26 protein-coding genes are annotated in these 21,050 nt (G+C 72.5%); 11 read left to right on the forward strand and 15 right to left on the reverse strand.

The window, feature by feature from the left end; all coding sequences use genetic code 11:
- Positions 1-43 precede the first annotated feature (43 nt).
- On the forward strand, positions 44-289 hold the full coding sequence (locus tag KBY90_RS08580) for a type II toxin-antitoxin system Phd/YefM family antitoxin (RefSeq protein WP_254968146.1): 246 nt from the start codon (positions 44-46) through the stop codon (positions 287-289).
- Positions 289-699, forward strand: coding sequence for a type II toxin-antitoxin system VapC family toxin (locus tag KBY90_RS08585; RefSeq protein WP_254968147.1), 411 nt, complete (start codon positions 289-291; stop codon positions 697-699). The genes KBY90_RS08580 and KBY90_RS08585 overlap by 1 nt, the downstream gene beginning before the upstream one ends.
- A 40-nt stretch (positions 700-739) precedes the next feature.
- Here KBY90_RS08585 and KBY90_RS08590 read toward each other — a convergent pair whose 3' ends face one another.
- The 3 genes from KBY90_RS08590 to KBY90_RS08600 all read right to left on the reverse strand — a co-directional run bounded on the left by KBY90_RS08590 (position 740) and on the right by KBY90_RS08600 (position 3,307).
- Positions 740-970 (reverse strand): hypothetical protein, encoded by a 231-nt coding sequence (locus KBY90_RS08590; protein ID WP_254968149.1) that lies wholly within the window; start codon positions 968-970, stop codon positions 740-742.
- 14 nt (positions 971-984) lie between these two features.
- Complete coding sequence (locus tag KBY90_RS08595) at positions 985-2,355, reverse strand: sodium-dependent transporter (RefSeq protein WP_254968150.1); 1,371 nt, start codon at positions 2,353-2,355, stop codon at positions 985-987.
- A gap of 76 nt (positions 2,356-2,431) precedes the next feature.
- The gene (locus KBY90_RS08600) at positions 2,432-3,307 is read right to left on the reverse strand and encodes a DUF368 domain-containing protein (protein WP_254968151.1); all 876 of its coding nucleotides are present in this window, start codon (positions 3,305-3,307) and stop codon (positions 2,432-2,434) included.
- Positions 3,308-3,735: 428 nt separating this feature from the next.
- On the opposite strand from KBY90_RS08600, the gene KBY90_RS08605 reads away from it, so the two are divergent.
- Both KBY90_RS08605 and KBY90_RS08610 read left to right on the forward strand, forming a co-directional pair.
- Entirely contained in the window at positions 3,736-4,986 is a 1,251-nt protein-coding gene (locus KBY90_RS08605; RefSeq protein ID WP_254968152.1) for a 1-deoxy-D-xylulose-5-phosphate reductoisomerase, read from the forward strand.
- An 11-nt stretch (positions 4,987-4,997) separates the two neighbouring features.
- Positions 4,998-5,369 carry a ferredoxin gene (locus tag KBY90_RS08610; RefSeq protein ID WP_254968153.1) on the forward strand — a complete coding sequence of 124 codons (372 nt, stop codon included), beginning with the start codon at positions 4,998-5,000 and terminating at the stop codon, positions 5,367-5,369.
- Here KBY90_RS08610 and KBY90_RS08615 read toward each other — a convergent pair.
- From KBY90_RS08615 to KBY90_RS08635, 5 genes are all read right to left on the reverse strand, one after another.
- On the reverse strand, positions 5,333-6,370 hold the full coding sequence (locus KBY90_RS08615; protein WP_254968154.1) for an alpha/beta fold hydrolase: 1,038 nt from the start codon (positions 6,368-6,370) through the stop codon (positions 5,333-5,335). The two genes, KBY90_RS08610 and KBY90_RS08615, sit on opposite strands and share 37 nt — an antisense overlap.
- Before the next feature lie 43 nt (positions 6,371-6,413).
- Positions 6,414-7,853, reverse strand: a complete 1,440-nt coding sequence (locus KBY90_RS08620) for an NAD(P)(+) transhydrogenase (Re/Si-specific) subunit beta (protein WP_396122557.1) — start codon at positions 7,851-7,853, stop codon at positions 6,414-6,416.
- Positions 7,854-7,878: 25 nt separating this feature from the next.
- Complete coding sequence (locus KBY90_RS08625) at positions 7,879-8,184, reverse strand: NAD(P) transhydrogenase subunit alpha (RefSeq protein ID WP_254968155.1); 306 nt, start codon at positions 8,182-8,184, stop codon at positions 7,879-7,881.
- Entirely contained in the window at positions 8,181-9,353 is a 1,173-nt protein-coding gene (locus tag KBY90_RS08630; protein ID WP_254968156.1) for an NAD(P) transhydrogenase subunit alpha, read from the reverse strand. The genes KBY90_RS08625 and KBY90_RS08630 overlap by 4 nt, the downstream gene beginning before the upstream one ends.
- Positions 9,354-9,469: 116 nt before the next feature.
- Entirely contained in the window at positions 9,470-9,661 is a 192-nt protein-coding gene (locus KBY90_RS08635) for a hypothetical protein (protein WP_254968157.1), read from the reverse strand.
- 172 nt (positions 9,662-9,833) lie between these two features.
- Here KBY90_RS08635 and KBY90_RS08640 point away from each other — a divergent pair, with 172 nt between their 5' ends.
- From KBY90_RS08640 to trxB, 3 genes are all read left to right on the forward strand, one after another.
- The gene (locus tag KBY90_RS08640) at positions 9,834-11,312 is read left to right on the forward strand and encodes a DEAD/DEAH box helicase (RefSeq protein ID WP_254968158.1); all 1,479 of its coding nucleotides are present in this window, start codon (positions 9,834-9,836) and stop codon (positions 11,310-11,312) included.
- 126 nt (positions 11,313-11,438) lie between these two features.
- Complete coding sequence (locus KBY90_RS08645; RefSeq protein WP_254968159.1) at positions 11,439-11,705, forward strand: hypothetical protein; 267 nt, start codon at positions 11,439-11,441, stop codon at positions 11,703-11,705.
- A gap of 172 nt (positions 11,706-11,877) precedes the next feature.
- Complete coding sequence (trxB, locus tag KBY90_RS08650) at positions 11,878-13,224, forward strand: thioredoxin-disulfide reductase (protein ID WP_254968160.1); 1,347 nt, start codon at positions 11,878-11,880, stop codon at positions 13,222-13,224.
- 42 nt (positions 13,225-13,266) lie between these two features.
- On the opposite strand, the gene infA is transcribed toward trxB, so the two are convergent.
- A complete protein-coding gene (gene infA / locus KBY90_RS08655; RefSeq protein ID WP_254968161.1) occupies positions 13,267-13,533 on the reverse strand; it encodes a translation initiation factor IF-1 in 267 nt (88 codons plus the stop codon).
- Positions 13,534-13,721: 188 nt separating this feature from the next.
- On the opposite strand from infA, the gene KBY90_RS08660 reads away from it, so the two are divergent.
- Complete coding sequence (locus tag KBY90_RS08660) at positions 13,722-14,417, forward strand: pseudouridine synthase (protein ID WP_254968162.1); 696 nt, start codon at positions 13,722-13,724, stop codon at positions 14,415-14,417.
- 15 nt (positions 14,418-14,432) lie between these two features.
- On the opposite strand, the gene KBY90_RS08665 is transcribed toward KBY90_RS08660, so the two are convergent.
- The 4 genes from KBY90_RS08665 to KBY90_RS08680 all read right to left on the reverse strand — a co-directional run bounded on the left by KBY90_RS08665 (position 14,433) and on the right by KBY90_RS08680 (position 16,991).
- Positions 14,433-14,648 (reverse strand): hypothetical protein, encoded by a 216-nt coding sequence (locus KBY90_RS08665; protein WP_254968163.1) that lies wholly within the window; start codon positions 14,646-14,648, stop codon positions 14,433-14,435.
- Between the two features lie 87 nt (positions 14,649-14,735).
- A complete protein-coding gene (locus KBY90_RS08670) occupies positions 14,736-15,701 on the reverse strand; it encodes an NAD(P)H-binding protein (protein WP_254968164.1) in 966 nt (321 codons plus the stop codon).
- Between the two features lie 79 nt (positions 15,702-15,780).
- Positions 15,781-15,882, reverse strand: a complete 102-nt coding sequence (gene petM, locus KBY90_RS08675; protein WP_254968165.1) for a cytochrome b6-f complex subunit PetM — start codon at positions 15,880-15,882, stop codon at positions 15,781-15,783.
- Between the two features lie 23 nt (positions 15,883-15,905).
- Entirely contained in the window at positions 15,906-16,991 is a 1,086-nt protein-coding gene (locus KBY90_RS08680; protein ID WP_396122555.1) for a N2,N2-dimethylguanosine tRNA methyltransferase, read from the reverse strand.
- A gap of 114 nt (positions 16,992-17,105) precedes the next feature.
- Here KBY90_RS08680 and KBY90_RS08685 point away from each other — a divergent pair, with 114 nt between their 5' ends.
- Positions 17,106-18,053 (forward strand): alpha/beta fold hydrolase, encoded by a 948-nt coding sequence (locus KBY90_RS08685; RefSeq protein WP_254968166.1) that lies wholly within the window; start codon positions 17,106-17,108, stop codon positions 18,051-18,053.
- Positions 18,054-18,076: 23 nt separating this feature from the next.
- Positions 18,077-18,607, forward strand: a complete 531-nt coding sequence (gene ilvN, locus KBY90_RS08690) for an acetolactate synthase small subunit (protein WP_254968167.1) — start codon at positions 18,077-18,079, stop codon at positions 18,605-18,607.
- On the opposite strand, the gene KBY90_RS08695 is transcribed toward ilvN, so the two are convergent.
- Entirely contained in the window at positions 18,604-19,290 is a 687-nt protein-coding gene (locus KBY90_RS08695) for a peptidylprolyl isomerase (RefSeq protein WP_254968168.1), read from the reverse strand. The genes ilvN and KBY90_RS08695 overlap by 4 nt on opposite strands.
- Complete coding sequence (locus KBY90_RS08700; RefSeq protein ID WP_254968169.1) at positions 19,287-19,835, reverse strand: photosystem I assembly protein Ycf4; 549 nt, start codon at positions 19,833-19,835, stop codon at positions 19,287-19,289. The genes KBY90_RS08695 and KBY90_RS08700 overlap by 4 nt, the downstream gene beginning before the upstream one ends.
- Positions 19,836-20,016: 181 nt before the next feature.
- Between KBY90_RS08700 and psbD the strand changes: the two genes are divergently transcribed.
- Positions 20,017-21,050, forward strand: a 1,034-nt coding sequence (gene psbD, locus KBY90_RS08705) for a photosystem II D2 protein (photosystem q(a) protein) (protein ID WP_254968170.1), incomplete at its 3' end; no start/stop codon positions are given.

Here is a 21,050-nt window from a genome sequence, read left to right on the forward strand (position 1 = left end):
ACAACCTGGCTAGCCTGGAGATCGTCGAGAGTCGTCGCTGGTCATGCAGGTCAACATTCTCGAGGCCAAAAACCAGCTCTCCCGCCTGGTGCGGGCAGCTCAGGCCGGCGAGGAGGTGGTGATCGCCCAGCGGGGGATCCCTGCCGTGAAGCTGGTGCCCATCGATGGCCCGCCCAAGGCACCTGACCCGATCCGCTGGCTGGAGTCCAACCCCCTGCCGGCCCACCTCAAGCGCAGCCACGCCGAGATCGAGGCCCAGATCCAGGCCGAGCGTGACAGCTGGGATTGATGGATCTGGTGTATGTGGACAGCTGCGTGCTGATCTATGCGCTCGAGGAGGATCCATGCTTCGGAATCGCAGCAAGGCAAGGGCTGGCCGCTGTGGTGGCGCGGAACCAGGTCCTGGCGATCTCCCCGCTGGTGCAACTGGAATGCCTGGTGCGCCCTCTGGCTCGCCAGCAGAGCGAGTTGCTCCTCCGCTACCAGGACTGGCTGCGGCACTTTCACTGGCTGAGCATCAACGACGCCACCTTGTCCCTGGCCACTGAGCTGCGGGCTCGCCACAGCCTCAAGACACCGGATGCGCTCCATCTGGCCACGGCCCTCCAGCACGGCTGCAGGGCCCTGATCAGCAACGACAGGCGCTTCGATCGGGCCGGGGCTGATCTGGAGTCCATTGCACTCACAACCAACGCCTGATATCACGCTTGCAGGCCCTGCTTCTTGCCCGCCCGGTCGCTTATGTGCCCGGTCGCTGCTGATCGCGCATGAGCGTCTCGATCCTGCGGATGCGCTTCAGGGTGGTGGTCCACACCTCCAGCTGGAAGGCCCGGCCCTGATCCCCCGCCTCCACGGCGCTGCGGCAGCCGGCCACCAGCGCCTCCAGGTCGTCGCCCCGCTCGAAGGCGTCCCAGAGCTGGCGCTCCAGCCGCGCCCGCTCGATGAAGTTCCAGCGCTGCAGAAAGCTCATCGTCCCAGCTTGGCTCACCCCGCCCAGCTGCGGGCCAGGTCGATCACCGACACCACCAGGCCCACGGCGATCGCCGGCGGCGACACCCAGCGCAGGGCGAACAGCAGCGCCCCCACCAGCTGCGGCGGACTTCCCGAGCCCTCCAGGTCGGCCCGGTAGCGCCGCGGCGCCCGCCAGCCCAGCAGCAGGGCCATCGCCAGGCCGCCGGCGATCAGCAGCACGCCGCCGAACAGCGCGTCCATGCGCTCGAGCACGGACACGTTCAGGGCCGAGGGCAGGCCCAGCACGGCGATGGCGGCCACGCACAGCCACACCGCCCGGGGGCGGCTCCAGCCCAGACGGTCGATCAGCGAGCTGGCGGGCACCTCCAGCAGCGACACCGCCGAGGTGATCGCCGCCAGGTAGGCCAGCAGGAAGAACACCACGGCCACCACCCGGCCCGCCGCGCCCAGCGACGCCAGACCCGTGGGCAAGGCGATGAACAGCGCCCCCACGGTGCTGCCGCTCACCACATCCCCCAGCCCGAAGCTGGCCACCACCGGAAAGGTGACGCAGCCGGCCATCAGGCCCACGGCCGTGTCCATGCCCACCACCGCCGCCGCCTCGCCGGGGATGCCGCTGTGGCGGTCGAGGTAGGCGGCGTAGGCCAGGATCGCGCCGATGCCGGTGCCGATCGAGAAGAAGGCCTGGGTGAAGGCGTTGCGGATCGTGGCCGGGTCGCTGAGCTTGCTGGCATCCCAGCGCAGCAGGAAGGTGCCGTAGCCCTCCCGGGCCGCCGGCAGGAAGGCCGCCCAGATCAGCAGCCCCAGCAGCATCAGGAACAGCAGCGGCATCGCCCAGCGGGTGAGCCGCTCGATGCCGGCCCGCACCCCGGCCGCCACCACCGCACCCGTGAGCGCCAGGCTGACCAGGTGGCCGAGCACCGCGTCGCCGCCGCTGCTGATGCCCTTGAAATAGGCCTCGGCGCCGGCGATGTCGGCCGGCAGCGGATCCATCAGGGCGTGCAGCAGGCTGCGGCCGGTCCAGCCCATCAGCACGGCGTAGTACGACAGGATGCCCACCGCGGAGGCCAGGAACAGCCAGCCCAGGGGCCTCCAGCCCCGCCCGCCGGCGGTGACCGGGGCGATCAGCGGAGCGTGGCCGGTGCTGCGGCCCAGCACCATCTCCGCCACCAGCACCGGCAGGCACACCGCCAGCACGATCAGCACGTAGAGCAGCACGAAGGCGCCGCCGCCGCCCTGGGAGGCGCGGTAGGCGAAGCCCCAGAGGTTGCCCAGCCCCACGGCGCTGCCCGCCGCCGCCAGCACGAACCCCATCGAGGAGGCCCAGCGCTCAGTCGGGCGGCCGCGGGTGAACAGACGTGTGGCGTCCGGGGACGGGGGCATCGCAGCGCAACCGCAATCGAACCAGTTTCCGTGGCCTGGCAAGGGCCGTCACGGCGCCACCAGGTCGATCGCGCCGTCAGCCGCCCATCTCGGCCACGCCGACGCGGTGCTGCAGCCACTCCAGACCCACCACCAGGGCCACGCCGACGGCGCCCAGCAGCAGGGCCACCGCCAGGGAGCCACCGTCCGGGGGAGCCGCCAGGGCGTCGCGCAGCACGATCAGCTTGCCCCTGGCGTTGTGGGTGCTCTCCAGCACGGTGCGGAACGGCCAGATCTTCCACAGCGACCCGGCCATGAAGCCCACCAGCAGGGCCACGGTCTGGCCGTGCCAGCGCTCCAGCAGCCAGCGCAGCAGCCGCACGAAGGCGATCAGACCGGTGGCGCAGCCGAGGGCGAAGGGCACCAGGGTGGCCGGATCGAGCCCCTTCACCGCCTCCATCACGTGCTGGTACTGGCCCAGCACCAGCAGCAGGAAGGAGCCGGAAACGCCCGGCAGGATCATCGCCATGATCGCCACGGCGCCGCTCCAGAACACCGTGAACGGGTCGTGGGGCAGGGTCACCGGCACCCGGGTGACGAACACGAACGCCGCCGCGGCCCCGGCCGCCATCGCCACCAGACCGCTGACACCCCAGTGCGCGTGGCGGGCGATCAGCACGATCGAGCCCACGATCAGCCCGAAGAAGAAGGCGAACAGGAACACCGGGTGGACTTCGTACAGCCAGGTGATCGGCCGCACCAGGATCAGCACCGCCGACAGCAGGCCGGCCAGCAGCGGCACCAGAAAGTCCAGGTGCACCCGCGCCGCCGCCGCCCGCCAGCGCCCGTGCCGCAGCAGCGCCAGGAGCTGAAGATCGAAGCCGGAGACCGCCTCCAGCAGCTGGCCGTAGATGCCGAGGATGAAGGCCATCGAGCCGCCGCTCACCCCGGGCACCACATCGGCCGAGCCCATCGCCAGACCGCAGCCGATCAGGTACGGCCAGCCGGGGGTGGGCCTGGCGGGACCAGCAGGCCCCGAACGCCCAGGCTCTGAATGTGCGGGCGATGAACATGCGGGCACTGGACGCTCAGGCATCGGCAGCGCTCGGCGGCAGGGCTGAGTCGGGGGTCATGGACGCCGTCGGCCAGGGTGGCCCCATTCAACGCTGCACCGCGCCGGGCTGCACCCCGCCGGGCGCCATACCACCGTTCTCAACCGCCGGGAGGGCGCGCCTGGGATCAGGGCGCCCGTGCATGAAGGGGTCGCAGGGCAGAACCCCGTTGCGATCACGCTATCGGGCCCTGATCACGCTCTCGAGACCTGTCGATGCTTCCGCCGCGGCCTGTCGATGCTTTCGCAGCGCCGGTGGGACACTGGAGGCCCCCTGCCGGAGCCCCGCCGTGAAAGCCCTCGCCGTGCTCGGCTCCACCGGTTCGATCGGCACCCAGACCCTGGAACTGGCCGAGGAATTCCCCGAGCGCTTCCGGGTGGTGGCGCTCACGGCCGGCAACAACCTCGACCTGCTGATCGAGCAGATCCGCCGCCACGGCCCCGAGGTGGTGGCCCTGGCCGATGCCGGCAAGGTGGCCGAGCTGCGGGAGCGGCTGCAGGCCCTCGATGCCGCCGTGCGTCCCGCCCGCCTGCCGGAGCTGCTGGGCGGCCCCGAGGGCCTGGACGCCGCCGCCGCCTGGCCCAGCGCCGATCTGGTGGTCACCGGCATCGTCGGCTGCGCCGGCCTGCTGCCCACCCTGGCCGCGATCCGCGCCGGCAAGGACCTGGCCCTGGCCAACAAGGAAACCCTGATCGCCGCCGGTCCGGTGGTGCTGCCGGAGCTGGAGAAGAGCGGCTCGCGCCTGCTGCCGGCCGATTCCGAGCACTCCGCCATCTTCCAGTGCCTGCAGGGCACCCCCTGGGCCGAAACCGCCCGCCTCTCCACCGGCACCCCCACCCCGGGCCTGCGCCGCATCCAGCTCACCGCCAGCGGCGGCGCCTTCCGCGACTGGGATCCGGCCGATCTGCACAAGGCCACCGTGGCCGATGCCACCAGCCACCCCAACTGGAGCATGGGCCGCAAGATCACCGTGGATTCCGCCTCGCTGATGAACAAGGGCCTGGAGGTGATCGAGGCCCACTATCTCTTCGGCCTCGATTACGACCACATCGAGATCGTCATCCACCCCCAGTCGATCATCCACTCGATGGTGGAGCTGGCCGATTCCTCGGTGCTGGCCCAGCTGGGCTGGCCGGACATGAAGCTGCCGATCCTCTACTGCCTCAGCTGGCCCGAGCGCCTCGCCACCCCCTGGCGCCGCCTCGACCTCACCGAAGTGGGCTCGCTCACCTTCCGCAAACCCGACCCGGCGCGCTACCCCTGCATGGCGCTGGCCTACGCCGCCGGCCGCGCCGGCGGCACGATGCCGGCGGTGATGAACGCCGCCAACGAGCAGGCCGTGGCCCTGTTCCTCGAGGAGCAGGTGCACTTCCTCGACATCCCGAGGCTGATCGAGCTGGTGTGCGACCGCCACCGGGTGGATCTGATGGCCAACCCCGCTCTGGACGACGTGCTGGCCGTGGACGCCTGGGCCCGCCAGGCGGTGCGCGAGGCCGCACCCCGGCTGCACGCCAAGGCCCCCGCGGCGCTGCCGGCCTGAGCAGCGCGCCGATGTCCGAGCCCACCCCCCGGCTGATCGCCCATCACCTGCTGCTCTGCGCCACCCCCAGCAAGGCGCTCTGCTGCCCCGATCCGGCCGTGGGCGCCGCCAGCTGGGACGCCCTCAAGCGCCTGGTGCGCGAGCTGGGCCTGGAGGATCCGGCCCGCCCGGCGGGCGTGGTGCTGCGCAGCAAGGCCGATTGCCTGCGGATCTGCGCCGAGGGGCCGGTGCTGCTGATCTGGCCGGACGGGATCGTGTACGGCGGCGTCACCGCCGAGCGGATCGGGCCGATCCTGCGCGAGCACGTGATCGGCGGCGTGCCGATCGAGGACTGGATCGTTCGCCGCTATCGCCTCAGCCCGGCTCCGGCCGCATCCGGCTGACGCCGCCGCAGCCACGCCACCACCTGCCGGTCGGCCCAGCTGCCGGCGGCATCGCCAGCGCCGTGAAAGCCGTTGTGGCCGCCGCCGGGGCTGAGCAGCACCTGCAGCCCCGGCGGCGGATCGGCGGCCAGCTGGCGGGCGGCGGCGGCCGGCACCCAGGGGTCGTCGAGGGCGTGGACCAGCAGGGCCGGGGGCAGGGCGGCGCCGGCACGCAGGCGCGGCAGCACCGAGGCCTGGCGGTAGTAGGCCTCCACGGTGGCGTAACCCCAGCGCGGGGCCGTGATCGCCGCGTCGAAGGCGCGCAGGCTGCGGGGCCGGTGCGGGCCGCACAGGGCCGCGTGCGTTGCCGCCGACACGCCGAAGGGATCGGCCAGGGTCTGGCGGATCAGGCCGCGCAGCAGCCAGCGCTGGTAGAGCCGGTTGCGGGGGGCATCGATGCGCGCCGCGCAGGCGGCCAGATCCAGCGGACTGCTCACGGCCACCAGCCCATCGAGGGAGGCGGGCTTGGCCAGGGCAGCGTTGAGCAGCACCGCCCCCCCGAGGGACAGCCCGGCCCCCAGCAGCGGCAATCCACCGGCCTGCCGCCGCGCCGCCGCCAGCACCGGCAGCAGATCGCGGTTGCAGGCCGCCGCGTAGGTGCCCGGAGCCAGGGCCCGGCCGGCCCCGGCGCCGCGCAGGTTGAGGCGCCACACCCCGAAGCCCGCCTCCTGCAGGCAGCGCCCCAGCCGCCGCACGCCGCTGCTGCCGGCGCTGCCGCTCAGGCCGTGCACCAGCAGCACCAGGCCCCGGGGCGCCGTCTGCCCGGCCGCCCCCAGGGGCGGATCGCGCAGCACCAGCAGCCGCTCGCCAGCGCCAGGCGCAGCCTCCCCCGTCCCGGTGCCGTCCAGGGGCACCGCCAGCGGCTGGCCGGCATCCGGGCCCAGCCGCGGCGGGCGCAGGGTGTCGCGCAGGGTCTGGAGGTCGGGGCCGATCCAGGGCCAGCGCTGGCGGAACGGGGGCATCACGACGGCTCCATCGGAGCATCATCGCGACGCCCCCTCGGGCTCAGGCGGCCGTCTTCACCCGGCCCACCCCCAGCTCGCGCAGTTCGCTGAGCAGCCCGTTGAGCACCGCCTTGGCGTCGCCGAACAGCATCGCCGTCTGGGGCAGCTCGAACAGGGCGTTGCGGATGCCGGCATAGCCCGCCCCCAGGCTGCGCTTCACGACGAACACCTGCCGCGCCTGGTCCACCTCCAGCACGGGCATGCCGAAGAGGGGACTGGTGCTGTCGGTCTTGGCGTCGGGGTTCACGACGTCGTTGGCCCCCAGCACGATCACCACATCGGTGCGGGGGAACTCGGGGTTGATGGCATCCATCTCCACCAGCTGCTCGTAGGGCACGTCGGCCTCGGCCAGCAGCACGTTCATGTGGCCCGGCATGCGCCCGGCCACCGGGTGGATGGCGTAGCTCACCTCGGTGCCGTTGGCCTGCAGCAGCTTGGCCAGCTCGCTGAGGGCGTGCTGGGCCTGGGCCACCGCCAGGCCGTAGCCCGGCACGAACACCACCCGCTCGGCGCACTCCAGGGCCAGGGCGCACTCCTCGGGGCTGCAGCTGGTGATGCGGCTGTAGCCGCCGTCCTCGCCGCCAGCCTTGGCCCCGCCACCCGCGGAGGCGCCGAGGGCACCGCCGAAGAGCACGCTCAGCAGCGAACGGTTCATCGCCGTGCACATCACCTGGGTGAGGATCAGGCCCGCGGCCCCCACCATGGCGCCGGCCACGATCAGCAGCTGGCTGCCCACCACGAAGCCCGCCGCCGCCGCGGCCACGCCCGAGTAGCTGTTCAGCAGCGAGATCACCACCGGCATGTCGGCGCCGCCGATGGGCAGGGTCACGCCCACCCCCAGCAGGCTGGAGGCCACCAGCAGCAGCCACAGCGGCGCCCCGCCGGGGTCGGCCGGCAGGGCCACCACCCCCACCAGCGCGGCCACCGCCAGGGCGATGTTCACGCCGTGCCGGAGACGGCTCTGGGTCCAGGCGGGGGTGTCGATCCAGCCCTCCAGCTTGGCCATCGCCACCAGCGAGCCAGTGAAGGTGATGGCGCCCACGAACACCGAGATGGCGATCGAGAGGCGCTCCACCAGCGCCGCACCGGCCTCAGCGCCGCCACCTGCGCCGAACAGGGCCACGCCCACCGCCACCAGCAGCGAGGCGAGGCCGCCGCAGCCGTTGAAGAGGGCCACGGTCTGGGGCATGGCCGTCATCGGCACCCGCCGCGCCATCAGCAGTCCGGGCAGGCCGCCGGCGGCGGCGCCGGCGGCGATGGCCGCCCAGGCCAGGGGCGGCGGCTGCAGCTCGATCAGCAGGCCCAGCACCGCCAGGCCCAGGGCCAGGGCCGCCAGGCCGTTGGCGCTGCGGGCCGAGCGCACCTTGGCCAGGCCCTTGATGCCCAGGGCCAGCAGCAGCACCGCCACCAGGTCCACCGCGTAGGGCAGCAGGTTCAGCATCGACTCCATCAGGGTTGGGTCCATCTCAGCGGCCTCCCGGGGTGCGGCCGCCGGGACGGCGGAACATGGCCAGCATCCGGTCGGTGACCAGGAAGCCGCCCACCACGTTGAACAGGGCGAAGCCCAGCGACAGCGCCCCCAGCAGCAGCAGCGCCGGGTTGCCATCGGCCCGCGCCAGCAGCGTCAGCGAGGCCAGCACGGTGATGCCGCTGATGGCGTTGGCGCCGCTCATCAGCGGCGTGTGCAGGGTGGGCGGCACCTTGCCGATCAGTTCCAGCCCCAGCAGGCTGCCCAGCAGCAGCACCCACAGCGCCTGGGAGAAGCCGCTCATGATCCGGCCCCCACGAGCGCCTCGGCTCCCACCACCACATCCGGCCGGCGGCAGCGGCCGGCGTGGGTGACGAGACAGCCGGCCACGATCGGATCCTGGGGATCCAGCGCCAGCGGCGGTCCCTCGGCCTGCTCGCCGAGGCTCATCAGGTGCTCCAGCAGCGCCGCCAGGTTGCGGGCGTAGAGCGCGCTGGCGTGGTGGGGCACGCTGCTGGGCAGGGCATCGGCGCCGATCAGGGTCACCCCCCTGCGCAGCACCGTCTGCCCGGCCACGGTGCCGGCGCAGTTGCCGCCCTGGGCCACGGCCAGATCCACCAGCACCGAGCCGGGCCGCATCCGGTCGAGCATCGCCTCGCTGATCAGCCGCGGCGCCGGCCGGCCCGGCACCTGGGCGGTGCAGATCACCATGTCGGCCTGGGCCAGCTGCTCGGCCAGCTGCTCCCGCTGGGCCGCCAGGAAGGACTCGCTGGCGGCCTGGGCGTAGCCGCCCTGCTCGGCCGGGGCCGGCTCCTGCTCCGGCGGCGCCAGGAAGCGCCCGCCCAGCGATTCAACCTGCTCGCGGGCGGCGGCCCGCACGTCGCTCACCACCACCACGGCGCCGAGCCGACGGGCCGTGGCCAGGGCCTGCAGCCCCGCCACCCCGGCCCCGAGCACCAGGGCGCGGGCGGGCTGGATCGTGCCGGCGGCGGTCATCAGCATCGGCACGTAGCGGTCCAGGGCGGCCGCCGCCAGCAGCACCGCCTTGTAGCCGGCGATGTTGGCCTGGGAGGAGAGCACGTCCATGGACTGGGCGCGGCTGATGCGCGGCAGCAGCTCCAGGGCCAGGGCCGACACCTGGCGGCGGTTGAGCAGGTCCACCAGCTCCTCGGCCCGGTAGGGGGAGAGCAGGCCGGCCAGCAGGGCGCCGCTGCGCAGCCGCTCCAGCAGCTCCGCTGGCGGCGGCTGCACGCAGAGCACGCCGTCCACCTCGCTCCACACACCGTTGCCGGGCTCGGTGACCCTGGCTCCCGAGCAGGCGAAGTCGTCGTCGCTGAAGCCGGAGGCCTCCCCGGCGCCCGCCTCCACAGAAAACGTGAGCCCCCGGGCGCTGAGGCGCTGCACCGTTTCCGGGGTGGCCGCCACGCGGGCCTCCCCAGGACGCCATTCCCTGGGGATGAGCAGATGGGTCAACGCAGGCGCATGCACGGGTCAACCCTTCATTAGGCGGCAGCCGACGCGGTGCCGGCAACGGTTCGGGCGCCAATGTGGGCACTTACCCACCGAACCACCCTCAGACCAGGCCGCCCTCAGAACAGGGGCAGCAGCTCCTGCTCCACGCTGACGGCCTGGGGCAGCGACCCCTGGCGGCGCAGCTGGCGGGCGCGCAGGATCATCGGGTCGATGTCACAGTCCCGGCGCCAGCTGCGCTCGAGGTGCCGCCGCCGGCGCTCCGCAGGCGGGCCTGGCTGGCGGTGCGGCTGGTCGGGCGGGCGGGCCATGGCGAGAGGCAGCGGCGAGAAGCAGCCGCGACGGGCAGCGGGTGGGCGCTGGCCCCCAGGCCCGCCTGGCCCGACGGTAGGCAGCACAGCCGGCGGGGCCATGGGTGAGAACACGCATCGGCCCGCCGGGCGCACAATGGCCAGCCGGGGCCCAGCCTCCCCGGCCACAGCCATGGATCCGCCGCTTTCCTTCCAGCTCCAGCCCCCGGCGGGCGCACCGGAGCCCGGCCCGCGGATCGAGCCGCGCCAGTGGCAGCGCCAGCTGATCCAGCTGCTGCGTGCCCGCCTGGTGCGCCCGGCGGGCGGCGGCCACGACGTGCTGATCCACGCCGGCCCCGGGGCCGGCAAGACCCTCGGCGCCCTGCTGAGCTTCCGGCAGCTGCGGCAGGAGGGGCGCCTGGAGCGGTTCCTGGTGCTCTGCCACCGCAGCTCCATCGCCCGCCAGTGGCAGCTGGCCGCCGCCGGCCTGGGGCTGGAGCTGCGCTGCTGGGACCCCCAGCTGGGCGACGGCACCGGCGGCCACGGGCTGCTGCTCAGCTACCAGGCCGCCACCCGCCACCTGGAGACCCTGCAGGAGCGCTGGGCCGGCGCGGGCTCGGGCCCCTGGCTGGCGATCGCCGATGAGGTGCACCACCTGGGACTCGATCCGGAGGAACCGGAAGCGGCGGTCTGGGGCCATGCCTTCAGCCGTCTGTGCGCCGGCGCCACCCTGCGGCTGGGTCTCACCGGCACCCCCTTCCGGGCCGACAACCTGGCCTTCTGCGCCGCCCGCCGCCAGCTGGTGCGGGACGGGGATCAGGTGGTCGAGCACATCGTTCCCGACCTCAGCGTGGAGCCGCGCCAGCTGATCGCCGCCGGGGACGTGCGGCCGCTGGAGTTCCGCTTCCAGGACGGCTGGGTGGACCATGGCCGGCCCGGCCCCGATGGCGAGGGCTGCGGCGACACGGAAACCTCACCGCTCTCCGCCGAGACCCGCGAGAGCTGGCGGGCGCGCAACCTGCGGCGGGCCATCCGGCTCGGGGATGGCGGCAGCATCGCCCTGCGGGTGCTGCTCGGCGCCAGGCGGCGCCTTGAGCGGCTGCGCCCGGGACACCCCGGCGCCGGAGGCCTGGTGATCGCGCGCGACATCGCCCACGCCCGGGCCCTGGGGCAGCTGCTGGAGGAGCAGGGCGACGCGGTGCTGCTGGTGCACTCCCAGCACCCAGACGCCGCCGAGCGGCTGGCCGACTTCCGCGCCGGCACGGCCGACTGGCTGGTGAGCGTGGACATGTGCGCCGAGGGCTTCGACGCGCCGCGGGTGCGGGTGGTGGCCTATCTCACCACGGTGGTGACCCGCAGCCGGTTTCTGCAGGCCATCACCCGGGCGGTGCGCATGGATGGCGAACGGGCGCGCCTGGAGAGCATTCCCCGCGAACCCTCCTATGTGCATGCTCCGGCCGACCCGCTGCTGATCGGCCATGCCCGCGGCTGGTCGCTGAGCGAGCCCTATCTGCTCAGGCCGCGGCCGGCCACGGAGGCGCAGCCCCTTGCCGGAGGCAGCGCCAGCGGCCAGCTGCCGCTGCAGGCCATCGACGAACGGGCGGGCCCCCTGCTGCGGGTGCGGGGGCCCGAGCTGCCGCCGTTCCTGCCCCAAGCCAGGCGCAGTGCTTAGCACACAGCGCACCGGATGCACAGGTCACAAACGAAATCCCCTCAAGCGTTAACAACGTTGTGTCAACCACTACGTCAGTTCGGCGGATCGCCAGGCAACGTGGTGCCACTCGCGGAGACGCGGACCATGGACCCCATCGGGAATCGCCGCCTCACCGTCGCCGTGAGCTGGGCACTTGCCCGTCAGGCCACCCTCGACTGCCTTGAGCAGTACGAGGAGAGCTACGCCCTCACCGAGGAGTTCCGGGAGTGGCTGCTCTGCCTGGAGGACCACCCCGAGCTGATGGCCGCCAACGTGTTGATGGTGCCCCGCGACCTGGGCGGGTGCGGCGGAGGCCCTGGGCAGATCAACCCGTCCAGCGACCTGGAGACGGACGGCCTCCTGGAAATCTGAACAAAATCTAAAGGAGTCCGCCCGATCCTCTGCCGGAGCCGGACACATCCCTTCACGGCGGCCGCCGGCCGCGGCTGGTCACGGCGATCGCCTAGGGTCAACTCATAGTCGCTCCGCTTAAGCCGTGACCGCAGCGCGTCCTGACGCACCTCGACCTGAGGTCGAAAACCTGGTGATCGTGGGCTCGGGCCCCGCCGGCTACACCGCCGCCATCTACGCCGCCCGCGCCAACCTCAATCCGCTGCTGATCACCGGCTTCCAGGATGGCGGCATCCCCGGTGGCCAGCTGATGACCACCACCCACGTGGAGAATTTCCCGGGCTTCCCCGACGGCATCCTGGGGCCGGATCTGATGGACCGGATGAAGGCCCAGGCCGAGCGCTGGGGCACCACCCTGGTGCTGGCCGACGCCACCGCCATCGATCTCTCGCAGCGGCCCTTCCGGATCACCGCCGACGGAGTCACCTACCAGGCCCAGAGCGTGATCCTGGCCACCGGCGCCAGCGCCAACCGCCTCGGCCTGCCCCAGGAGGAGCGCTTCTGGAGCAGCGGCATCAGCGCCTGCGCCATCTGCGACGGCGCCACCCCCCAGTTCCGCAACCAGGCCGTGGCCGTGGTGGGCGGCGGCGACTCCGCCTGCGAGGAGGCCGTGTACCTCACCAAGTACGGCGACCACGTGCACCTGATCGTGCGCTCCGACAAGCTGCGCGCCAGCAAGGCCATGGCCGACCGGGTGCTGGCCAACCCCGCCATCACCTTGCACTGGCACCGCCAGGTGGTGGACTGCAGCGGCAGCGACTGGCTGGAGGCGATCAGCCTGCGGGACGCCATCAGCGGCGCCACCGAGGAGCTGCCCGTGAGGGGCCTCTTCTATGCCATCGGCCACACCCCCAACACCCGCCTGGTGCGCGGCCAGCTGGAGGTGGACAGCCACGGCTACCTGGTGACCCAGCCCGGACGGCCCGAAACCAGCATCGAGGGCGTGTTCGCCGCCGGCGACGTGGCCGACGCCGAGTGGCGCCAGGGCGTCACCGCCGCCGGCAGCGGCTGCCAGGCGGCCCTGGCCGCCGAGCGCTGGCTCAGCCACCACAACCTGGCGGTGGAGGTGAAGCGTGAGGCGGTGGAGCCCCAGGAGGTGGGCGAACCGAAGCGCACCGCCGAGAGCGACGAGGCCAACTACGACGCCGATGCGCTCTGGCAGAAGGGCGGCTACGCCCTGCGCAAGCTGTACCACGACAGCGAGAGGCCCCTGCTGGTGGTGTACACCTCACCCACCTGCGGCCCCTGCCACGTGCTCAAGCCCCAGCTCAAGCGGGTGCTCGATGAGCTCGGCGGCGCCGCCCAGGGCGTGGAGATCGACATCGAGGCCGATCAGGCGATCGCCCAGCAGGCCGGGGTCACCGGCACCCCCACCGTGCAGCTGTTCCACCGCAAGGAGCTCAAGCAGCAGTTCAAGGGCGTGAAGCAGCGCAGCGAATTCAAGGCTGCCATTGAGAGCCTGCTGGGCGTGCACGCCTGAGACAAGCGGACCTCAGCGGCGCCGTCGCACCGGGAGGTGCGCTCAGCGGCGCCTGGGCCCCCCCGGCCGGTTGCCGCCGGGGCGGGGCCCGGTGCTGGCGTTGCGCTCCCGGTAGGTGATGCGGCCGCGGGTGAGGTCGTAGGGGCTGATCTCCACCAGCACCTTGTCGCCGGCGAGCAGCTTGATCCGGAACTTGGTGAGCTTGCCCGCGGCGCGGCAGAGGCACTGGTGACCGGCGGGCTGCTCCAGGGTCACCAGGTAGAACCCATTGCCCTGTTCCTTCTCGATCACACCAGAGGTCTCAATCATGCAGCGAAGCGCTCGATCCAGGTAACGGCTGACGCCAGCTTAGGTGGCCCCCTCACCCCCGCCGCACGGGCGGTAGGGTCGGGCCTCCCCACTGCGGATCCTGCGGGTCCGGTCCTCCATGGTGCTGCCACCCCTCTCGATGGACCTGGGTCTGCTGCTGATCTCGATCGGTGCGGTGAATCTCTGGAATGCCCGCCGCTCCTGAAGCGCGCACGCTCCTGTTCCACAAGCCCTACGGGGTGCTCAGCCAGTTCACGCCCGAAGCGAACAGCCGCTGGCGTTGCCTGGCCGACTTCATCCCCGTACCGGATGTCTACGCCGCCGGCCGGCTCGACGCCGACAGCGAGGGCCTGCTGCTGCTCACCAGCGACGGCCCGCTGCAGCGCCGCCTCACCGACCCGGCCTGCGGGCACTGGCGGCGTTACTGGGCCCAGGTGGAGGGCGACATCGGCGCCGATCCCCAGGCCCTGGCTCAGCTGGCCGCTGGCGTGGCGGTGCAGGGCCGCCGCACCCTGCCGGCCCGGGCCCAGGCCCTGCCGGCCGCGGAGGTGACGGCTGCGGCGATCCCGGAGCGCGATCCGCCCATCCGCATGCGCCGGGCCATCCCCACCAGCTGGCTGCAGCTGGAGTTGCGCGAGGGCCGCAACCGTCAGGTGCGGCGCATGACGGCCGCGGTGGGCTATCCCACCCTGCGGCTGCTGCGGGTGGCGATCGACCTGATGGACGGCCAGCCGCCGCTCAGCCTGGAGGGCCTGGCCGCCGGCGCCTGGCGTGACGTGACGCCCGCCGAGCGCACCAGGCTGGAGCGCCTGAAGCGGAACTCCCCGGGCCGCGGCGGGCGGGCCGGCGGCGGGAAGTCCGGCCGGGGCGGGGCCGGTGGGTAGGGGGGCTTGCCGCCCTCAGGCCAGCACATCCCGGAGCTCGCGGACCGTCTGCAGCTGGCCGTAGTAATAGTTGGCGCGGGCGCGGCGCTCGGGATCGTCGATGCTGTCGAGAGCGTCGAAGCCCAGGCTCTGCCAGAGCTCATGGCCGCAGGCCTGATTGAGCACCTCGGTGGCCTCGCTCTCCAGGTTGGCGAGACGACGCTGCAGGTTCTTGATCTGGGCGACCGACATCGGCGGCAGGCATCAATACCGCAATAGTACAGGTGAACCAGTGCCCGTGTCTGTCCCCGTGTCCGTTCCCCTCTCCGTCGGGGCGGTTCAGAACGGCAGCTTCTTCCTGGCGTCCTTGTCCAGGTCGGCCTCCATCTCCCGCAGCCGCCTGAGGATCGTGTCGTAGTACTCCTTGAGGTAGGCCTCCAGGGTGGTGGTGTCGGCCGGGTCGAGGCCGAAGGCGGCGTAGCTCTCCTCCATCGGCGCATCCAGGCGCGCACCGCCGCCGGTGACCGACTCGAACGCCAGGCGCTCGGCCACGTTCAGGCTGGCCTCGAAGAACCCCGTCACCGCGCGCATCAGCCCCAGCAGCACTGGCGGCACGCGGAACACCCGGGCGTCCTTGCCGGTGTAGCGCTCGCACAGCTGGGTGATCTCACCGGTGGTCCAGGCCCTCGGACCCACCACCGGGAAGGAGCGGCGCACCGTGGTGTCGGGATGGCTCAGGGCCGCCACCGCGAAGCGGGCCATGTCCTGGGTGTTCATGTAGGCGATGGGGGTGGGCGTGCCGCTCACCCACACCGTCTGGCCCTCCAGCACGGGAATGGCGAACTGGCTGATCAGCCCCTGCATGAAGGCCGCTCCCTGCAGGATCGTGTAGTCGAAATCCGAGGCCTCCAGCCACTGCTCGGTGCAGGCCTTGATGTCCATCAGCGGCACGTCGCGGTGCTGGGCGGCGTTCAGCAGCGACACGAACACCAGCCGCCTCACGCCCGCCCGCTGGCAGGCGGCGAACAGGTTCTGCTTGCCCGTCCAGTCGATGTCGTAGGCGCTGCCGGGATCGGTGGCGCGGGCCGTGGCCGCGTCGATCACCGCCTCCTGGCCCTCCAGGGCGTAGTCAAGGCTGTCGGGATCGAGCAGGTCGCCGCGGGTGAGCTCACAGCCCCACTCCTGCAGGAAGGCGGCCTTGCGGGGGGAGCGCACCATGCAGCGCACCTGATGGCCGGCATCGAGGGCCTGCCGGGCGATCTGCCGACCCAGGGTGCCCGTTCCGCCAACGACCAGAACCTGCATGCACCACGCTCAAGCGGGACTGAGCCTAGGGGTGCGCCCGTCGGGCCGAGAGCGCCATCCGCTCGACCTGCGCGGGGGCTCAGTCGGCGTCGGCGAAGCGCAGCAGCAGCACGCCACCCACCAGGCCCACGGGAATCAGCACCCAGAAGAGGGCAGCGATGCCGAAGATTTCCGAGGCCATGGCCGATGCAGTGGGAGGCCCTCCTATTTAGCAGCGTCTGCGGCACCGGCACCTCCCAGCCGGGCCGCCAGCTCCAGGATCAGCGGCCAGGGGGCGTCGCTGCGCAGCTGCCCCGCCATCACGCCGCTGGCCCAGGCGCCGTGGCCCAGCCGGCGCAGGGCCTCCACCAGGGCCGTGAGCTTCGGGGGACCGCCGCGGCCCATGCGGCGGGCGATCTCGGCCAGGGGCCAGCAGCGGGCGGGCAGCCCGGGATCGGCGTGCAGCGCCGCCAGCAGCCGGCGGCTGGCGGCCGCGACGCTGCGGGGCACCGCCTCTGCCTCTGCCTCCGCCTCTGCCTGGCGGAGGACGGCCTCCAGGGTCGGCGGGTGCTGCAGGGGGCCGATCCAGAGCGGCCCGCTGATCGCCAGCGGCGGCGCCGTCCCGGGCGCACAGGCGCAGGGCTGCCACTGGCGCAGGCTGAGCAGCGACTGCACCTGCTGGTCGCCGCAGCCGTGGCAGAGGGCGATCAGCCCCAGCTGACCCTCCTCGCCGCGGGCGGGGCGGCGGCGCAGACGCACGGCGGTGCGGAAGGTGCGGCCCTCGCTGAAGGCCAGCAGCGGCTCGACGCCCCGGCCGAGGGCCCAGGCGCAGCGGGCAACGCTGCCGAGCTGCAGGCGCAGGGCCAGCTCCCAGGAGGCGGGATGGGCCCGCGCCGCCGCCCCGAAGCGGCGCACGGCCGCCGGCCGGTCGTGGCCGGTGGGCGAACGGCCGTCGCTGCTGGCCAGGTAGAGCACCCCGTCCAGGCTCACCGCCTCCAGCGCCAGGGGCAGCAGGGCGGTGGGGCAGCCGAAGGCATCCAGATCCACCAGCTCGAAGCGCTCGCGCCGCTGCAGGCATCCCGCCAGCAGCTGCTGGGCGGTGAGGGCGGTGGTGCGCAGCGCGCAGCCGGCGGCGGACAGCGGCGCCAGGTTGGCGCTCAGCAGCGGCAGGCGATCGGGATCGGCGTCGTTGGCCCACACGGCCGTGGCCCCGGCCTCGAGCCCCACCCGCAGGCCGCGGATGCCGCAGCCGGCCATCACATCCAGCAGCCGCAGCGGCCCGGTGGAGGCCAGCGCGCGGGCCAGCAGCACCCCCAGATCGCGGCTGGGCCGTGACTCCGGACGGAAGAAGCCGCCGCCGAGCTGCAGCCGGGCCGCGCCTTCGCAATAGTGAGAGCCTGCGCGGGTATCCAGGAACCAGCCGCCTTGCGAGCCAAGCCCCAGCCTGCCAACGCCGAGTGGGGTGAGCACAGCCAGTGGATCTGGCGCGGCCAGAGCTGCCACTGGCGCGTGCTCGGCGATCCCGGCCATCCGCCGCTGCTGCTGGTGCACGGCTTCGGGGCGGCCTGCGGCCACTGGCGCCGCAACGCCGCCGCCCTGGCGGCCGCCGGCTGGCGGGTGTACGGCATCGATCTGATCGGCTTCGGCGCCTCCAGTCAGCCAGCCCTGCGGCTCGACAACCGCCTCTGGGCCCGCCAGCTGCAGGCGTTCCTGGCCGAGGTGGTGGGCGCGCCGGCCGTGCTGGTGGGCCACTCCCTCGGCGGTCTGGTGGCGCTCAGCTGCGCCGTGTTCTTCCCGGCCTGGGTGCGGGCGGTGGTGGCGGCGCCGCTGCCCGACCCCACCCTGCTCACCGCCCCCCAGGCGCGGCCGCCGCGGCGGCCCCCCTGGCGGCGGCGGCTGAAGCGCTGGCTGGTGATCGGCCTCTGCCGGCTGCTGCCGCTGGAGCTGCTGGTGCCGCTGCTCGCCCACTCGCCGCTGCTGGATCTGGGCATCCAGTCGGCCTATGCCACACCGGTGATCGGCGACCAGGAGCTGCACCGCCTGATCGCGCGGCCGGCGCGGCGGCCGGGGGCGGTGCGCGCCCTGCGGGCGATGAGCATCGCCATGGCCCTGCGGCCCCATGGGGCCACCGCCCCGGCGCTGCTGCGCCGCCTGCAGCGGCCGATGCTGCTGCTCTGGGGTCAGCGCGACCAGCTGGTGCCGGCGCGCCTGGCCGCCCAGGTGCTCTCCCAGCGGCCGGGGCTGCCGCTGGAGGTGCTGGAGCACTGCGGCCACTGCCCCCATGACGAGGCCCCGGAGCACTTCAACCGCACCCTGCTGGGCTGGCTCAGCCGTCTGCCGGCGGCCGAGCCGGTGCTGGAGGCGGGGCGGTAACCTGCCGGTTCTGCCCTGGTGTCATGAAGCACACCCTCTCGGTGCTGGTGGAGGACGAGTCCGGCGCCCTCAGCCGGATCTCGGGGCTGTTCGCCCGCCGCGGCTTCAACATCGAGAGCCTGGCGGTGGGCCCGGCCGAGAAGAACGGCATGTCGCGGCTGACCATGGTGGTGGAGGGCGACGACCGCACCCTCCAGCAGATGACCAAGCAGCTGGACAAGCTGATCAACGTGCTCGGCGTGATCGACCTCTCCACCGTTCCGGCCGTGGAGCGCGAGCTGATGCTGCTCAAGGTGTCGGCCCCGCCCCGCCAGCGCGGCGAGATCCTCGAACTGGTGCAGGTGTTCCGCGCCCGGGTGGTGGATGTGGCCGACGATGCCCTCACCCTGGAGGTGGTGGGCGACCCAGGCAAGCTGGTGGCCCTCGAGCAGCTGCTCGAGCCCTACGGAATCCTCGAGATCGCCCGCACCGGCAAGGTGGCCCTGGAGCGGGCCTCGGGTGTGAACACCGAGTTCCTCAAGGTCACCGCCTCCGAGAAACGCGTTCCCGCCTAGCCGCCACCCTTCACCACGGTGGCCCTGACGATCCGGTCGCCCTGCTGGATCCGGTCGACCACCTCCATGCCCTGGCTCACCCGGCCGAAGACGGCATAGCGGCCGTCCAGTTCGGGCAGCGCCTGCAGCGCCACATAGAACTGGGCACTGGCGGAGTCGGGATCGGCGGAGCGGGCCATGGCCACGGCACCGCGCTGGTGGGGCAGCGCCAGCTGGCTGGTCACGCCGGGGGTGAGCAGTTCCTGGCCGTAGCGGGGGGACTCCTCGGCGCTGAGCTTCACCTCCAGGGGAATCAGCCGTTCCTCGCCGCTCTTTGGATCGATGAAGCTGCCGCTGCCGTACTGGCTGGTGGGCACCACCGGGTTGGCGGAGAGCGGATCGCCCCCCTGCACCACGAACGGGCTGGGCTGGCGCACCACCCGGTGGAACACCGTGCCGTCGTAGGCGCCCCGGCGCACCAGATCGAGGAAGTTGCCGGCCGTGAGCGGCGCGGCGTCGCCGTCCAGCTCGATGCGCACCTCCCCCCGGCTGGTGGTGAGGGCCACGGTGGCCTTGCCGTCGAGACAGGGGGTCCGGGCGGTGGCGCAGGCGTTCTCACCGCTCTTCAGACCATCGCCCGCGCAGCCGCCCAGGGTGAGGGCCGCCACCAGAACCGCGGCCAGCCGCCAGGCCTGGCGCCTCATACGCCCTCCAGGGGCACGCCCAGGAAGCGGGCCAGCTGAGCCCCGGCCAGCTCCAGGTCGGCCAGGGGCATCGGCTCTCCCACCCGGGTGAGCGGCAGATCGCGGCGGCCCTGCACCCGCAGCGCCAGTCGGCGGCGGGGGTTGAGGCCGTCGCGCACCTCCACCTTCACCGCCTGGATCTCGCGCAGGGGGATCTCCACGTCGATGCGGCGGCGGAAGCCGCGCCGCGTGATCGTGGCCTTGCCGGCACCGCGGTCGAAACGGTTGCTGCCGGCACCCACATCGATGCCGATCACCGACCACAGGTAGGTGGCGAGCAGCACGGCGGCCAGGCCGTAGAGCCCCATCACCGCCCCCTGGGGCAGCCACACCAGCTCGGCCGGGTGGCCGACGGGCAGCAGGTCGCGGTGCAGGTAGCTGGAGAGGCTGGTGAGCAGGAAGCCAACGCCGCCCAGGCTCACCACCAGGGCCACGAGCAGGTTGGACGGGCGGCGGGAGCCGAGCACCGGCTGCTCCAGCACGTCGGTGAGGTCGGTGGGGGGCATCCGGCGGAGCTGAACAGGTGGGGGCCATCTTGGCGCGGGGCCCGCCGGTGGGGGCGGGGGCCGACTCCAGGAGCGGGGGCGGGCTGCAGAAGCCAGATCCAGCAAGGGATTTCAGCCCGTGTCAGAGCAGCTCGCAGTGCCCGGGAACGTTGTTACCATCGCCCGGTATCCCGCTCTCTCCATGACGATCGCAGTAGGGCGCGCGCCGGCGGGCCGGGGATGGTTTGACGTCCTCGACGACTGGCTCAAGCGCGACCGTTTCGTTTTCGTGGGGTGGTCCGGTCTGCTCCTGTTCCCCACCGCCTACCTGGCGCTGGGCGGCTGGCTCACCGGCACCACCTTCGCCACCTCCTGGTACACCCACGGCATCGCCAGCTCCTACCTGGAGGGCTGCAACTTCCTCACTGCCGCCGTCAGCACCCCCGCTGACGCCATGGGCCACAGCCTGCTGCTGCTCTGGGGCCCCGAGGCCCAGGGCGACTTCGTGCGCTGGGTTCAGCTCGGCGGTCTCTGGCCCTTCGTGGCCCTGCACGGCGCCTTCGCCCTGATCGGCTTCATGCTGCGTCAGTTCGAGATCGCCCGGCTGGTGGGCATCCGCCCCTACAACGCCATCGCCTTCTCCGGTCCGATCGCGGTCTTCGTCAGCGTCTTCCTGATGTACCCGCTGGGCCAGAGCAGCTGGTTCTTCGCACCCAGCTTCGGGGTGGCCGCCATCTTCCGCTTCCTGCTCTTCCTGCAGGGCTTCCACAACTGGACCCTCAACCCCTTCCATATGATGGGTGTGGCGGGGATCCTGGGCGGTGCGCTGCTGTGCGCCATCCACGGCGCCACGGTGGAGAACACCCTGTTCGAGGACGGCGAGCAGGCCAACACCTTCAAGGCCTTCGAACCCACCCAGGAGGAGGAGACCTACTCGATGGTGACGGCCAACCGCTTCTGGAGCCAGATCTTCGGGATCGCCTTCTCCAACAAGCGCTGGCTGCACTTCTTCATGCTGTTCGTGCCGGTGATGGGTCTGTGGACCAGCAGCATCGGCATCATCGGCCTGGCCCTCAACCTGCGCGCCTACGACTTCGTGTCGCAGGAGATCCGCGCCGCCGAGGACCCGGAGTTCGAGACCTTCTACACCAAGAACATCCTTCTCAACGAAGGCATCCGGGCCTGGATGGCACCGGCTGACCAGCCGCACGAAAACTTCGTCTTCCCTGAAGAGGT

The sequence above is a fragment of the Cyanobium sp. CH-040 genome (assembly GCF_024346135.1).
Lineage (GTDB): Bacteria > Cyanobacteriota > Cyanobacteriia > PCC-6307 > Cyanobiaceae > NIES-981.